At 44.7% G+C, this 15,847-nt stretch carries 12 protein-coding genes; 4 read left to right on the top strand and 8 right to left on the bottom strand.

The window, feature by feature from the left end; translation table 11 throughout:
• Nucleotides 1-30: 30 nt before the first annotated feature.
• The gene (locus D2910_RS00400; RefSeq protein WP_117312045.1) at nucleotides 31-3,033 is read left to right on the top strand and encodes a transglycosylase domain-containing protein; all 3,003 of its coding nucleotides are present in this window, start codon (nucleotides 31-33) and stop codon (nucleotides 3,031-3,033) included.
• 104 nt (nucleotides 3,034-3,137) lie between these two features.
• On the opposite strand, the gene acsA is transcribed toward D2910_RS00400, so the two are convergent.
• Nucleotides 3,138-4,856: an acetate--CoA ligase gene (acsA, locus tag D2910_RS00395; RefSeq protein ID WP_084246539.1), complete on the bottom strand. Its 1,719-nt coding sequence runs from the start codon at nucleotides 4,854-4,856 to the stop codon at nucleotides 3,138-3,140.
• 170 nt (nucleotides 4,857-5,026) lie between these two features.
• Between acsA and D2910_RS00390 the strand changes: the two genes are divergently transcribed.
• From D2910_RS00390 to D2910_RS00380, 3 genes are read left to right on the top strand one after another with little or no spacing between them, the layout of a single operon-like run.
• Nucleotides 5,027-5,659, top strand: a complete 633-nt coding sequence (locus D2910_RS00390) for a GNAT family N-acetyltransferase (RefSeq protein WP_117312044.1) — start codon at nucleotides 5,027-5,029, stop codon at nucleotides 5,657-5,659.
• Between the two features lie 19 nt (nucleotides 5,660-5,678).
• Nucleotides 5,679-6,323, top strand: coding sequence for an acetoin utilization AcuB family protein (locus D2910_RS00385; protein ID WP_084246543.1), 645 nt, complete (start codon nucleotides 5,679-5,681; stop codon nucleotides 6,321-6,323).
• On the top strand, nucleotides 6,293-7,483 hold the full coding sequence (locus D2910_RS00380; RefSeq protein WP_205854571.1) for an acetoin utilization protein AcuC: 1,191 nt from the start codon (nucleotides 6,293-6,295) through the stop codon (nucleotides 7,481-7,483). The genes D2910_RS00385 and D2910_RS00380 overlap by 31 nt, the downstream gene beginning before the upstream one ends.
• Before the next feature lie 62 nt (nucleotides 7,484-7,545).
• Here D2910_RS00380 and ccpA read toward each other — a convergent pair whose 3' ends face one another.
• The 7 genes from ccpA to D2910_RS00345 all read right to left on the bottom strand — a co-directional run bounded on the left by ccpA (nucleotide 7,546) and on the right by D2910_RS00345 (nucleotide 15,847).
• Nucleotides 7,546-8,547: a catabolite control protein A gene (gene ccpA / locus D2910_RS00375; RefSeq protein ID WP_101801684.1), complete on the bottom strand. Its 1,002-nt coding sequence runs from the start codon at nucleotides 8,545-8,547 to the stop codon at nucleotides 7,546-7,548.
• A 318-nt stretch (nucleotides 8,548-8,865) separates the two neighbouring features.
• Nucleotides 8,866-9,951, bottom strand: coding sequence for a bifunctional 3-deoxy-7-phosphoheptulonate synthase/chorismate mutase (locus tag D2910_RS00370; protein WP_117312043.1), 1,086 nt, complete (start codon nucleotides 9,949-9,951; stop codon nucleotides 8,866-8,868).
• Nucleotides 9,952-10,119: 168 nt separating this feature from the next.
• Complete coding sequence (ytxJ, locus tag D2910_RS00365; RefSeq protein ID WP_117312042.1) at nucleotides 10,120-10,449, bottom strand: bacillithiol system redox-active protein YtxJ; 330 nt, start codon at nucleotides 10,447-10,449, stop codon at nucleotides 10,120-10,122.
• Nucleotides 10,450-10,465: 16 nt separating this feature from the next.
• Nucleotides 10,466-11,275, bottom strand: coding sequence for a YtxH domain-containing protein (locus tag D2910_RS00360; protein ID WP_117312041.1), 810 nt, complete (start codon nucleotides 11,273-11,275; stop codon nucleotides 10,466-10,468).
• Between the two features lie 35 nt (nucleotides 11,276-11,310).
• The gene (locus tag D2910_RS00355; RefSeq protein WP_084246554.1) at nucleotides 11,311-11,802 is read right to left on the bottom strand and encodes a DUF948 domain-containing protein; all 492 of its coding nucleotides are present in this window, start codon (nucleotides 11,800-11,802) and stop codon (nucleotides 11,311-11,313) included.
• 140 nt (nucleotides 11,803-11,942) lie between these two features.
• Nucleotides 11,943-13,256: a UDP-N-acetylmuramate--L-alanine ligase gene (murC, locus tag D2910_RS00350; protein ID WP_117312040.1), complete on the bottom strand. Its 1,314-nt coding sequence runs from the start codon at nucleotides 13,254-13,256 to the stop codon at nucleotides 11,943-11,945.
• 140 nt (nucleotides 13,257-13,396) lie between these two features.
• Nucleotides 13,397-15,847, bottom strand: coding sequence for a DNA translocase FtsK (locus D2910_RS00345; protein WP_117312039.1), 2,451 nt, complete (start codon nucleotides 15,845-15,847; stop codon nucleotides 13,397-13,399).

Below are 15,847 nucleotides of genomic sequence, written 5' to 3'. Positions count from 1 at the left end.
AATATAAAAAGATTTTAGGGGGTAGATAATGTGCGCGAACGATTAAAATACTGGCAGCAGAAATCTGAAGACACATACCATAAATGGAGTTCGACAAAATGGGCTAGAGGATTGAATATCACAACAGGTGTTTTTTGGAACTTGGCCATTTTATTGGCGATCATCCTGGTTGTCGGCGGTGTATTTGCCGCATCCGTAGGAGCTGGATATTTCGCTTCTCTTGTCGATGAAGAAAAACTCCGCACCGAAAGCGAAATGCGGGGCGAAGTTTATGCCTACGAGGAAACTTCAGAAATATTCTTTGCGGATGACCAGTACCTGGGTAAACTGCGAACCGATCTTGAGCGGGAGGAAACAAATCTCGATGAGGTTTCTGATTATGCAATAAATGCGGTACTGGCTACAGAAGATGAATATTTCAATGAACATGATGGCATCGTGCCCAAAGCGATTTTCCGCGGCTTGTTCCAGGATGTCTCGAATGCAGACAACCAGACTGGCGGCTCGACGCTGACCCAACAATTGATTAAGAACCAGATTTTGACGAACGAAGTTTCATATGAGCGTAAAGCTAAAGAAATCCTTTTGGCAATGCGCCTTGAGAAATTCATGACCAAAGAAGAAATCATGGAAGCTTATCTGAATATCATTCCTTATGGCAGAAACTCTGCTGGCACGAACATTGCAGGGATCGAAACGGCGGCTAACGGAATATTCAATGTGAATGCGAGTGAATTGAATTTGCCGCAGGCAGCATTCATTGCCGGGATTCCGAAAGCCCCATTCCGCTATACACCGTATTCCTCTGATGGCGGATTAAAAGAGCCTGAGTATTTGGAGTTCGGCATTGATCGGATGAAAACCGTATTATTCAGGATGCTTGAAACCGAATATATTACAGAACAGGAATATAATGAAGCACTGGCCTACGATATTGCAAAAGACTTCAGAACAGATGAAACCCGTTCTTATGAAAGATATCCTCATATAACGGTTGAAATTGAGAAGCGGGCAACCCGCATTGTAATGGATATTCTGGCTGAAGAAGCTGGAATTGACCCTGCTACATTAGAAGAAAACGATAAATTATTTGAAGAATATGAGATATTAGCTGACCGTGCCGTTCGCGCAAGGGGCTATCGTATCCATTCAAGTATTGAAAAAGACCTTTTCGATGCACAGCAAAAAGCTAAAGATGCATATGAATCTTATGGACCTACTTTAACAAAGACGATCGTCAATCAGGAAGGCCAGGAAGAAGAAGTGCCGATGCCGGTCCAAGTCGGATCCACTACAATTGAAAATGATACTGGCCGGATTTTAAGCTTTGTAGGTGGCCGCGACCATGAAATCTCCAATTTCAACTATGCCACACAAGCTTACCGCTCAATCGGATCTACAGCTAAACCGTTGCTGGTTTATGCCCCGGCAATCGAGTTCGGCAAAATTGGCGCCGGCAGTCCGGTGGTCGATGTGAAGTTTGAAATGGTGGATAACGGCGGCAAAATTTGGAGTCCGAGCAACTTTACAGCTACAAGTGAGCAAGGAATCATGCCTGCTCGGGACGCTTTGGCCCAATCCCAGAACTTGCCTGCAGTGCGTCTTTTCGCACAAATCCAAAATCAGATGCCTATAAACTACTTATTGCAAAATGGGTTATCCGCAGTTGAAGAATCAGATAATGCTATTCTCAGTGCTGCACTAGGAGCAGGTGTCGAAGCAACAACTGAAGAACTTGCCAATGCTTATGCAACATTTGCGAATGGCGGAACTTTTGCCAAGGCATCCATGATCGACCGCATTGAAGATGCGGAAGGCAATATCGTTTATGAGCATAAAGTCGAGACTAAAGAAGTCTATACACCGCAAACCTCATACGTCATTACAGATATGATGCGCGACGTGTTCGACGGTGCTCGAGGCACTGCAAACCGTGCAAATAATCTTTTGAAATTCAGTTCCGATTTTGCCGGAAAGACCGGTACTTCCCAAGAAACACGTGACGTTTGGCTCGTCGGCTATAATCCGAACGTTACAATGAGCGTATGGCTTGGGTATGATCAGGAGAGAAGTTCCCTGGATATCATGCGCAACAGCAATTTGCAGCCATCAACACGTGTTAACCAAGTATGGGCCTCATTAATGAATGCCTCATACGATGTTAACCCTGAGTTCTTTGGAACCCAGGAAACCTTTAAAGCACCTGAAGGTGTAGTTAGCCGTTCTTTCTGCGGTATTTCGGGTCTTGCACCAAGTGACGGCTGTTCCGGAGAACTTGTCCGGTCTGATTTATTCAATGCCAATGTCATGGTACCGAGCAAAGCGGATGACAGCCTGACAACCGGGAAATATACGACAATCGATGGTAAACGCTACGCTGCTCTTTCCTCGACGCCTGCAGAATTCGTTTCAGGCGGTGGTGTTGGAGTCTCTGAAGACTTTATCGACCGCATTCTTGCACCGTTCGGCGGAGATGCCAGCAAGCTGTTCCCATCGGATTCCCGATTCTCGAACGTTGTTTCATCAACGAGCTTTGATGCGGACGATGCAGCGCCATCAGGAGTTCAGGCAACTCTTGACGGCAGATCGCTCAGCTGGAGTAATTCATCTTCAAATGATGTTATCGGCTATCGGGTTTATAGAAATACCGGCGGTGCAAATTCGAAGGTAGCCACCATTTCTGAAGCCGAAAGCAACTCATTTACAGTTCCAGGCCCTGGCAGCTATTACGTAGTCGCAGTTGATATCACAGGCAGAGAGTCTTCCAACTCCAATGCCGTATCGATAGAAGCGCCGGAACCGGAAAAAGAAGAGCCGAGTGATACGCCGGCTCCACCACCTTCGACTCCACCTGCTACTGAGCCGGATGAGCCTGAAGAACCGGAAGAGCCAGCCGATCCTCCAGCTGAACCGGAGGAACCGGAAGAACCAGAAGAACCGGAAGAACCGCTGGAACCGACAGACCCACCGGATGAACCGATTGATCCACCTGAGGAACCGGAAGAACCGGAAGACACAGATGATGCAGCATAATAATGCTTAAGAGCCAGGCCAGTGTTTTAAAACTGGCCTGGCTCTTTTAATTGCAAATGAAAAACGCAGCGGATGAATTTCCGCTGCGTTTTTCTCTTTTGTCATTAATCTTCCATTGTCGATAAGTCGCCTGTCGGTAAATCGAGTTCCCAGGCTTTGAGGACACGGCGCATGATCTTACCGCTTCGAGTTTTAGGAAGCTTATCTTTGAATTCGATTTCCCTCGGCGCTGCATGGGCAGCTAAACCTTTTTTCACAAATTGTTGAATATCCTGGATCAATTCTTCTGAAGGTTCATAGCCTTCCACTAGAGCGACGAACGCTTTTATGATTTCACCACGGACCGGATCCGGTTTCCCGATAACCCCGGCTTCTGCTACTGCAGGGTGCTCCAAAAGTTTGCTTTCAACTTCAAACGGACCTACCCGTTCACCAGAAGTCATGATGACATCATCAACCCGTCCCTGGAACCAATAATATCCTTCTTCATCTTTATAAGCTGAATCCCCTGATACATACCATTTATCTTTCAAGAAATAAGAATCATACTTCTCAGGGTTATTCCATATTTGACGCATCATTGATGGCCAGCCTTTTTCAATCGCCAAGTTGCCCATTTGATTCGCCGGCAGTTCATTGCCCTGGTCATCGACTATTGCAACTTTAATGCCAGGGACCGGTTTACCCATGGAACCAGGCTTTATAGCCAGTGAAGGATAATTACAGATGACCTGTGCTCCGGTTTCCGTCATCCACCACGTGTCATGGATGCGGCGTTCGAATACTTGAGCTCCCCATCTGATCACTTCAGGATTTAAAGGTTCACCTACAGAAAGGACATGGCGCAAAGTTGATAAATTATATTCTTTGACCAGCGCATCCCCCGCTCCCATCAGCATACGGAAAGCCGTCGGCGCACTGTACCAGACTGTTACTCCGTAGTCTTCGATGGCTTGATACCAGCCTTCCGGTGAAAACCGCCCGCCGATAATCACTGTAGTCGTTCCATTGAGCCAAGGCGCAAATACACCATAGGAAGTTCCTGTCACCCAGCCTGGATCGGCTGTACACCAATAGATATCCTGTTCATTGAAATCGAGCACCCATCTGGCAGTCTGGAGATGCTGCACCATTGCATACTGGGCATGCAAAACTCCTTTAGGTTTGCCGGTCGAGCCCGAAGTATAATGCAGGACCAGCCCATCTTCCTTGTCCAGCCATTCCACTTCAAATCGGTCTGAACAATTCTGTAAATACTTCATAACATCGACTGTATGATTATTCTCTTCGATACCTTCCCCTACAAGGAAAACTGTTTTCAAGTTAGGCAATTTATCGAATGGCACGCGTGAAACAAGTTCTGGTGTTGTAATGATCGCTTTTGCATCACTGTCATCCAGCCTGTCATAAATCGCGCCTTCCATAAACGCTTCAAAAAGCGGACCGACAATCAACCCCATCTTCAATGCACCGAACATAGTGAAATACAATTCAGGAGATCGAGGCATGAAGATGAACAGCCGATCTCCCTTTTCAAGATCAGAATGGGATTTCAGCAAATTTGCAGCACGGTTGGTCATGCGTTTCATCTCATAAAACGTGTATGATTCATTTCTGTGCTGGTCCTTATAATAAAGAGCAACCTTATTTTTTCTATCGGATTCAGCGTGGCGGTCAATAGCTTCATGCGCCATATTGACTTTCCCGGTTTCATGCCAGGTGAATGCTTTCTCGGCTTCTTTCCAGTTAAAATCAGAAGCAATTTCGTCGTAATTATGTAGGTTGGAATTTCCAGGTACTGCAGGTAATGCTTCCACTTTCATCCAAATCATCCTTTCTATTCTTATCTCTTTTTCATTCTACATCAGCTCCGCCGAATATTGCCAACTTTTTTAACTATTTAAAAAATAGATAGCGCTTACAAACTGATTAGCCAAGCACTCTTTCTTTCATGTATAATGAAGCTAATTGCAAACTTACAGGCGGTGAAATGATGGAACATAAGAAAACTTACAACGCGATGGAATTGAAAACGAAACACGGAAGAATCATTGTAGAGGGCCCGATTCCCTCGAGTGAATTGAAATCATTGGATTTCCATGAAGATTTGATCGCATTCCGACCAGCTAAACAACAGCACGAAGCTGTAATAGGAATTGCTGATTTGCCGGAAGGCCGCATACTCATTGCCCGTGATAACAATACGATCGTCGGCTATGTCACGTTCTTATACCCTGATCCACTCGAACGGTGGTCAGAAGGCAATATGGAAAACCTGATAGAACTCGGCGCGATTGAAGTGATTCCAAAATTCAGAGGCAGCGGCGTTGGTAAAGCCTTGCTGAAAACGTCCATGATGGATGATGCTTTCGAAGATTTCATAGTCATCACCACAGAATATTATTGGCATTGGGATCTGAAAGGAACAGGGCTTAATGTCTGGGAGTACCGTAAAATCATGGAAAAAATGATGCAGGCCGGCGGTCTTGAATATTACGCGACAGATGAACCTGAAATAAGCTCCCACCCGGCAAATTGCCTGATGGCGAAAATCGGCAAACGGGTTGACCGGGAGTCCGTTCAAAAGTTCGATCAATTACGTTTCAAGCACAGATACATGTATTAACCATTAAGGGGTGTTGTAAATGCTGTTGGAAGAAATAATGAAAACCGAAGTCCATTCGTTGAACCCTGATCAGACTGTACAGAATGTCATCGATCTATTTGAAAAAGAAAGGATTCGCCATGCACCTGTTGTTGAAGACGGAAAAGTCGTCGGTGTCGTTTCCGATCGCGATTTGAAAGACGCTCTCCCTTCCCGCTTCACAGTATCTCCCAAAGGAGATCCCTACAAGAAAACTGTCCGGGAAATCATGACTTCAGATCCAGTAATCGCCCATCCAATGGATTCTGTGGAAGAAATAGCGATGGTCTTCTACGAACAGCAGATCGGCTGCTTGCCGGTGGTCAGCGGAGGTAAACTTGCCGGATTCATAACTGAAACGGATCTGTTGTATACTTTCATCGAATTGACCGGCACCCATCAGCCGGGATCCCAAATCGAAGTCCGTGTGGCGGATCGCTCCGGTGTGCTGCTCGAAGTATCAAAAGTGTTTTACCAGCATAATATCAATGTGCTCAGTGTGCTTGTTTATCCCGATAGAGAAAAGAAAGAAAACAAAATCCTCGTCTTCCGGGTACAAACCATGAATCCCCTGGCGCTCATTAACGACTTACGTAAAGAAGGTTTTGATGTCTTATGGCCAAACATGCCGCAAATAAACGAATAAAACATGCCGTTTTCATTTATTCTGAAGACCAACTGGGCTATAAGTTCTCGGAAACCCACCCATTCAATCAGAAACGGCTCGTTTTGACAATCGATCTGCTGCGCGAAATGAATGCGCTTTCAGAAGACCTTATCGTTCCCGCCCGTATTGCTTCAGACGAAGAATTACTGTTGGCGCACGATCAGCGTTATATCGACATTGTTAAAAAGGCCAGCAATGGGGAAATTTCTTCAGAAGCCGGTGAAAGTTACGGGATCGGTACGGAAGACACCCCGATTTTTGAAAATATGCATGAAGCCAGCGCCCGGCTGGTAGGTGGAACTTTGACAGCTGTAGATTATGTCATGGAAGGCAAAGCCCAACATGCCCTTAATCTTGGCGGCGGCCTTCATCACGGTTTCCGTGGAAAAGCTTCCGGTTTCTGTATTTATAACGACAGTTCTGTTGCCATCAATTACCTTAAAAAGAAATACGGAGCGCGTGTGCTTTATATCGATACAGACGCCCATCATGGCGATGGCGTCCAGTGGTCCTTCTACGATGACCCTGATGTTTGCACCGTATCGATACACGAAACTGGACGATATCTGTTCCCAGGCACAGGAAATATCAACGAACGCGGCAACGGCCAAGGATATGGCACTTCCTTCAATTTTCCAATAGATGCATTCACGGAAGACGAATCGTTTTTGGAAATTTATCGTACAGCCATGCGTGAAATCGTCGAACATTTTAAACCTGATGTGATTCTTTCCCAAAATGGCGCAGACGCACATTACCTGGACCCGTTGACTCATTTATACGGGACGATGGAAATCTATAAGGAGATCCCTAAAATTGCTCATGAACTGGCCCACGAATATTGCGATGGCAAATGGATCGCTGTGGGCGGCGGCGGTTATGACATCTGGCGAGTAGTTCCTCGCGCATGGTCATATTTGTGGATGGAAATGAATGATATACCTCTTCCAACCGGCAATTTACCGCAAAAATGGCTGGATAAATGGCAGACGGAGTCACCTGTCCCGCTCATCAAGACCTGGGAGGATCCTGAGAATATGTATGATCCGATTCCGCGTAAAGAGGAAATCACTGAAAAAAATCATCAGATGCTGGAAAAAGCTCTATACATTATCCGGCATACTCAGAAAAATTTATGATAAATCAAAAAGCTGCAGCGGAATTAACTTCCCCTGCAGCTTTTATTTTTATGGAAAAACCATCAACCATCATTTTTAGTTGATTGGCGTTCTTCAATACGATATGGAAGAATAACCTGGTTCTCATCAATTTCTTCTTTATTCATATACTTCGTCAATAACCGCATGGAAACTGCTCCGATATCGTATAAAGGCAACGCCACAGAACTCAGCATCGGGCGTGCCATACGCGCCAGTTTGGAATTCTCGTAACTTATGATCTCGACTTCTTCAGGAATCTTTTGTCCTTCTTCCTCCACCTGGTGAATTACACCAATCGACATCTCATCATTGCTGACGAAATAAGCTGTCGGTTTGTGAGGTCTCAGTTCTTTCACCGCTTCGATTCCTTCATCGTACGAATTATTGCATTCGACCACTAATTCGGATTTAAATTCGATTTTGGCGTCTTCCAGCGCTTCCCGGTATGCCTTCATCTTATAATCCCTGTTTATCTTAGAGGTTAAAGGACCCGATACAAAAGCGATGCTCTTATGTCCATTGTCGATCAATTTCTTAACAGCTTCATAAGCCGCTCCGTAATAATCGATATTAACGGAAGCGATTTTGCCTGTCTCTTCAATTGATCCGGCCAATACAATCGGAGTAGGAGACCGTTCCAGCTCATGCAGCAATTCAGGTGTGATGACATCACTCATGAACACAATTCCATCCACTTGTTTGCCGAGCATTGTTTCAAGCAGCTGTAATTCCTTGTTTTCATTTTGGTCTGAATTGGAAAGGATAATATTATATCTGTACATCGTGGCTATATCTTCAATGCCTCTAGCCAGTTCCGCATAGGTGCTGTTCGATATATCCGGGATGATGACACCGACCGTAGTGGTCTTCTTGCTAGCTAGTCCCCGTGCTACTGCATTCGGGCGATAGCCTAATTCTTCAATTACTTTCAATACTTTTTTTCTTGTAGCCGGTTTAACGTTCTGGTTCCCATTAACTACACGTGAAACGGTTGCCATGGAAACGTTCGCTTCCCTTGCCACATCATAAATCGTTACGGTCATGTAAGCGCCCTCTTCCCTTTTCTTCAATCATACGACAATAAGTTTATGTATATCAACTAAATATGTTGATTTATATATTATGTGGACTGATATTCCGCAAAACAGCTCGCTTGCCTGGGGGCTAGCGCTGAGATCCACTCGTGCTCGTTTCACTTCGCCCGAGTGGATCTCAGCACTTCGCTTAGTCCCCTGGGCGTCTTCGCTGTTTTGCTCCATATCTTCAAAATACTCTAAGTGTCACATTTTTATATGTAGCTGATAAATTAATTTAATTTATATAAAATAAATAAAAGCCGGGGTTACGCCCGACTTTTGGCATTACATTTTCATCTCATATTGCTTCATGAATTTCATCAGCGAATCGTAGTATTCGTCGAATTGTGGAAGATTCATTTGTTGTTGAGCGTCCGATAAAGCGACTGCTGGGTCCGGATGCACTTCCGCCATCACGCCGTCTGCACCAATCGCGATTGCCGCTTTGGCAGCTGGCAATAGAAGATCACGGCGCCCAGTCGAATGCGTCACATCGACGAATACCGGCAAATGCGTTTCCTGCTTAAGAATCGGCACAGCTGATATATCCAATGTATTGCGGGTCGCTTTTTCGTAAGTGCGGATTCCGCGTTCGCAAAGAATGATCTGGCTGTTGCCGGAAGCAATGATGTATTCAGCCGCGTTGATGAATTCATCAATTGTAGCCGCCATCCCCCGCTTCAGCAATACAGGTTTATTGATGCTGCCCACAGCCTTCAATAATTCGAAGTTCTGCATATTTCGTGCACCGACCTGAACTACATCGACATAGTCAAGAGCCTCTTCCAAATGATGTGGTGTGACGATTTCAGAAACAACCGCCAAATTGTATTCATCTGCTGCTTTTTTCAGCATCTTCAGACCGTCCAACCCCAACCCCTGGAAATCATATGGAGATGTACGGGGTTTGTAAGCTCCACCGCGTATCATTTTAAGTCCTTTGCCGCCAATCGCTTCAGCTACAATCGACACCTGTTCCTGTGATTCAACTGCACATGGGCCAAAAATGAATGATGGCTCTCCTTGCCCAATTTTTTCACCATTGATATCAATTACTGTATCTTCAGCTTTTTTCTTCCGCGATACAAGCAAAGCTTTACGTGTATCTTCTTCTTGCATATCAAGCGCGGATTTGAAAATTTCCTTGAATATATGATCAACCGTTTTTTGATCCAAAGGACCATTATTATTATCTTTCAATAAATCCAGCATATGACGCTCACGAAGCGGGTCATATCTTTTCATTCCTTGTTTTTCCTTGATCTTGCCGATTTCCTGTATAACTGAAGCCCTCTCATTGATCAGGGACAGAATTTGCAGGTTTACTGCATCGACCTGTTCTCTCAGCTGTTCTAAATCCATCTGGCTCATCCTAATTTCCCCTTTCATAAATCACCTTTAATCGGTGACTTATCTTAACATGATAGGACTATTATATGCAAAGTATTCGGGAAAGTCACGAAAAATGTTTTAGCGCTTCAACGCACTAAAGTATTTTAATGTAAAAAAAGCCGGAGCACTGGGCTCCGGCCTGTCTTATCAAGCAATAAATTCTTGCATTGCCTTACTTTTGATCTTATTATGTGAGGCATGCCAGTCAACCTGCATATTTGAAAAATGCATCAGCTGAGGCGATTCGTGCTTAATTTGCGTGATTTCCGCAATTTCCTGCGATAATTCCTTATCTTCCTGAACTACAAGGAACAGGAAAGTCTGGTGTGGATGCAATGAGCAATACTCATTGTATTCATTCCATGCCGCTGCAGAAACCGGACACGTGCTGCTGTGCTTGAAAAGCCAATAGCTTTGAGTTCCTTCGACCGCCTTTTTAAGGCCGTCTAAATCCTGTACGCGTATAAGGTTTTTCATTTTATCCGCTCCCAAATCATTTTGTTGAATTGTTTTTGTTGCTGTTGGAATTGGAATTGTTTTTGTTTGAGTTATTATTGCCGGAGTTATTTTTGTTTGCATTATAGCTTCCGACATTATTTTGTTTTGAATTCGAATCTGATCCAGTGTTCTGGTTTTTATTCGAACCGTTTTTAGAATTGCCGGCATCTTTTGCCGTTGAGCCAGTAGCATAGCCTGATCCTGATTTTTTGTCCTCATTCACTTCTTCTACAGCTTCTTTTAATGCATTTGCTGTTGATGTGAATGCTTCATTGCCTGCTGCTTCAGTCTCTTTATTGGATTCATGGACTGTATTTTCGATAGTTGCGTGCATATCAATCGATTCTTCTCCTTCAGATGATGCTGTTCCATCATCCATTGGCGAAGAGCCGCCTTTCATGCCTTTTACTTTATCGACCACTTTTGAAGACTGGTCTTTCAGCTGCTGTTTCAAGCCGCCGCCTTCGTTATCTGAATCCGATTTAGAGCTTTGGGATTTTTCTTTCAGCGTAGTAACCTGGTTATTCAAGTCTCCACGGAATTCCTTGCCTGACTTAGGTGCCAGGAATAACGCTGCTGCCGCACCAATCACCGCGCCGACAAGAGCACCGGCGATGAAGCTGCCTGAACCTGACTCTTCTTCGTAATCGTAGAGATCATCATAACGGCTCGACATGCCATAAGATTGCGGCACATAATCGCTTTGCTGATAATTCTGTCCGGAATTTGAATAATAATCTTTATTGTACTGTGAGTCATTATAATTAGGTTTTTGGTTGTTGTACTCATTATTGTTACCATTCATTTTGCATTCCTCCAATTATATAAGTTGATTTTTTATTAGTATTGATCGTTATGTGGAAGCTGTTTCTGTCCTGGCACCGGCTGATATGATTCTGACTGGCGGGTGCTGTATGCTTTACGGGCTTTCCATTTATCACGGATCCCCATAGCGACATTGCTCCATTGAACTACCTGTGCGATTTTCTCTTCGTTCTGCTCTGCAGACGATGCAACAGACATGGTAATGCGTCTTACTGATGCATTCAGGTCAGTCACCGAGTTGCCGACGCCTTTGACAGCATCCACGACTCCGTTAAGCTTCTCGGTTTTCACCTGGATATCTTCAGCAAGTTCATTGGTCTTATGCAAAAGATTCGTGGTTTCGAGCGTCACCCCTTGCAGCTGATTTTCAAGCCCGGCAACTGTGCCGGAAACTTCTTTTAATGTGTTCTTCAACGAATTCAATGTCATTGCCAAAGCTACGCATAGAATTAAGAATCCGACTGCAGCCACGATAGCGGCTATGTAAAGCAGTATTTGCCAATCCATCATAATTCCTCCTTTTACATTCTGTTATATACTATTTCTACCCTTGTCGAACTGCGGATAAACACAGCCCACCTACAATAGTTCTATAAAAGTATATAAAAAACCTGCTAAAAAAGAAAAAAACAGTTTAACTTTGGAAGTTAAACTGTTTCTTCTGTCTTCAGCTGGTTTTCGAATGCTTCTTTGAATTTCGTGACATCTCCAGCACCCATGAACAGGAATACCCCATTCTTATGTTCGCTGAGCTTCGCCACTTCTTCCACCTGCAATAATTGGCTGTCTGTAATTTTCTCTTCAAGATCGCCAATCGTTAACGTCCCCGCTTCTTCGCGGGCGGAGCCGAAAATATCACACAGATAAACCTGGTCAGCTTCATTCAGGCAGTCCGCGAATTCCTGAAGGAATGTCTGCGTACGCGTGAAAGTATGCGGCTGGAATATGGCAATCACTTCGCGGTCAGGGAATTTCTGTCTTGCCGATTGCAATGTCGCGCGGATTTCTGTCGGATGATGTGCGTAATCATCTATAAGAATACGATCACCGATCTCCGTTTGAGAAAATCTGCGTTTAACGCCTTGATAGCCAGTGAATTGCTGCTGGATGATATCGGCTGGTATATTTTCATAATGGCACAGTGAAATGACTGCCAGCGCGTTCAGGATTGTATGGTCGCCGAACATAGGTATGGTGAATGTATGGAAAAATTCATTGCGGATCACTACATCGAAAGTTGTGCCTTCCGTCGTTTTAATAATATTTCTCGCCTGGAAATCATTTTCCTCACCAAATCCGTAATAAACCATAGGTACGGGCGCCTGCAGCTTTTGAAGATATTCATCATCACCACATGCGATGATGCATTTCTTCACCTGCTGAGCCATTTCTTCAAAAGCATTGAATACATCATCGATTCCGGCAAAATAATCCGGATGATCAAAATCAATATTCGTCATAATCGCGTAATCCGGGTGATAGGCCAGGAAGTGACGGCGGTATTCACAAGCTTCAACCACAAAAAAATGTGAATCCTGCATGCCGTAACCAGTTCCGTCGCCGATCAGATAGGAAACAGGCTTGTAGCCATTCAATACATGTGCCATAAGGCCGGTTGTCGACGTTTTGCCGTGTGCGCCAGTAATTGCCACAGAAACATATTGTTTCATCAAATCCCCAAGAAATTCATGATACCGGATGATTGTAGCGCCTATTTCCCGCGCTCTCACAAGTTCAGGATGCTCATCATTAAAAGCATTCCCGGCAACAATCGTCATTTCCACTGTAATGTTTTCGGGATCGAACGGAAGGATGGAGATCCCTCTTTCCCGTAAACGTTCTTCTGTAAAGAAATATTTCGCGATATCGGAACCCTGCACTTCATTTCCCATATCATGCATAATCTGAGCCAGCGGACTCATCCCTGAGCCTTTGATGCCGGTAAAATGTAAAACTGTCATAAGTGAACCTCCTGTGGAAGTTTAAAGTAGTCTATTCCATCTGTAGTTAGTGGATAGCCGAGTAGATCAAACAATCATCCGATTATATCATATTTTTATCCAAATGTGATATAATCGATATTTTAAAATAATGAAACAAATTATTGGAATACTTCTGATATATCTTCTTCGGTAATCAACACTGAACGGGCTTTGCTTCCGTTCTGCTCAGAAATGAAACCGTGCTGTTCAATCAGATCCATCAGCCTTGCTGCCCGGTTATAGCCGATATGGAATTTCCGCTGCAATAAGGAAGTAGATGCACTGCCCTGCTGCATGATAAAACGGCAGGCTTCTTCGAATAAATCATCCTGTTCAGCACCGGATGCGTTCTGTTTGATCAATTCTTCTTCTTTGAAGAAATATTCCGGCTCACCCTGTCCGCGGACATGTTCAATAATCTTTTCGATTTCTTCATCTGTCACAAAAGTTCCCTGGATACGGCTCGGAGCGGACATGCCATTTCCGAGGTACAGCATATCCCCTCTTCCGAGCAAGCGTTCCGCTCCTTGGGAATCAAGGATTGTACGGCTGTCCACTTGGGAGGAAACAGAGAAAGCAATGCGTGTCGGAATATTTGATTTGATCAATCCGGTTATGACATCGACGGACGGCCGTTGTGTCGCAATGACAAGGTGAATCCCGCATGCCCGCGCTTTTTGCGCAATCCGGCAAATCGCATCTTCAACATCAGAAGGTGACATCATCATCAAATCAGCGAGTTCATCGATGACGATCAAGATATACGGCAGATGCTGCGCGTCATTGCCTTTATCTTTGACCATCTTATTATATCGGCTGATATCTCTGACACCCGTATGGGCGAACAGCTGATATCGCCGTTCCATTTCAGTTACCGCCCATTTCAATGAAGCGGTAGCCGCTTTGACATCCGTAATGACGGGACTTACCAGATGCGGAATATGGTTGTAAGGCGCAAGCTCCACCATTTTCGGGTCGATCAATAATAATTTCAGATCCCGCGGAGATGATTTATAGAGCAGGCTGACCAGTAAAGAGTTGATGCATACGGATTTACCGGAACCTGTCGCTCCTGCAATCAAACCATGCGGCATCTTGCGCAGATCCAGCGTAACCGGTCTGCCTGTGAGATCAAGACCCAGCGCAGCTTCCAATGGTGAATCAGAAGTCTGGAATTGTGTGCTTTCTATCACTTCGGAAATTCTGACAGGACGTGATGTTCTGTTGGGAATCTCGATTCCGATCGAGCTTTTCCCTGGGATCGGCGCTTGAATACGAATATCTTTTGCAGCAAGAGCCAATTTCAGGTCATCTGCCAAGTTTCGGATTTTGCTGACTTTCACACCTTGCGCTACAGTCAATTCAAATTGAGTGACTGCCGGTCCTTGGACAATGCTCAAAATTGTCGCTTGGACCTGGAAATGCGACAAGGCTTCGACCAGCCGTTCTCCCTGCTCTTCCATCCATTCGTCGTCTTTCCGGTCATTTTCGGGAGCGGAAAGAAATTCTTTATGTGGATGTTCATAAGCTGAAATAACTGGTGCCGGAACCGCTTCAGCAACTGGAGGTTCTGTAGGAGCAAGTGGCTCCGGTTGTTTTTCAGCTGGCTGCACAGGTTTTTCGTTTAATCTGTTGTGCGTATGATGTTGGACTGGGATATTTTTCTTTGTCTTCTCCTTATCCGACTTCAGCATCAACACATTGAATGGAACCGTTTTTTCTTTCTTTTTCTCAGGAAGTATACCAGGCTCTTCCGGCTTATCCTTTGGAATTTCTTTATGTAGCGTTTCTTCATCTTCAACTTTCAATTCCGTCGTTGTCTTTTCTTCCAACGGATTCAGTTCCTGAACTTCTATTGTTTCAGGCTCATTTTGCTCAACCGGATGTTCTAATTCAGGATCATTGGCAACTTCTTCATCCTGAACAGTTTGCAATGAAGATTCTTCTTCCTTTTCAGCAAAATCGGGCTGAGAACTATTTTCTGTCACAGGCAGTTGGCGCTCCAGCTCTGTTTGTTCTGCTGATATTTGGGCTGCATCTTGATCAATGGTTTCGCTGATCGGATATTCCTGTAACGGAGAAATCGCTTTATGGAATTCTTCTTTCCGCTCTTTTTGCTCAAGCAAAATTTCTATTGGCGCTGGTTTAGGTTCATTGAAACCATGAATAGGCGACGGAACCTTGGTTGGTTCAAAGCGGCGCTTGATGGGCTCCGGTTTAGGTGTCTCTTTAACAGGTTTTGTATTAGGTGACTGGCGCTGTATCGGCTGCCGTGGTGATTGCCGCTGAATCGGCTTCGGTTCCGGTTTCGGCCGGACTTCTCTCCGAACGGGTTGCTGCGCCAATTGTGAAGGATGACGAATAAGCTCTTCCCTCACTTCAGCCATCGTCACTTTTTGGCCACTCTGTTCTTTCTTCAAAAAGATTTCTCTTTCTTCATCCGTGATCAATGGAAAGCGGAAAGGCACATGCGCACTTTTCTGCTCGACAGGCGCTGTATATTCCTGTTCTGCTTCTTCCTCGACTTCATCGGCAAACATACGATTCCATACTTTTTTAACCCAGCTCAT

Source organism: Planomicrobium okeanokoites (genome assembly GCF_003428875.1).
GTDB classification, from domain to species: Bacteria; Bacillota; Bacilli; order Bacillales_A; family Planococcaceae; genus Planococcus; species Planococcus okeanokoites.
This window is presented reverse-complemented; position numbering and strand designations above follow the sequence as displayed.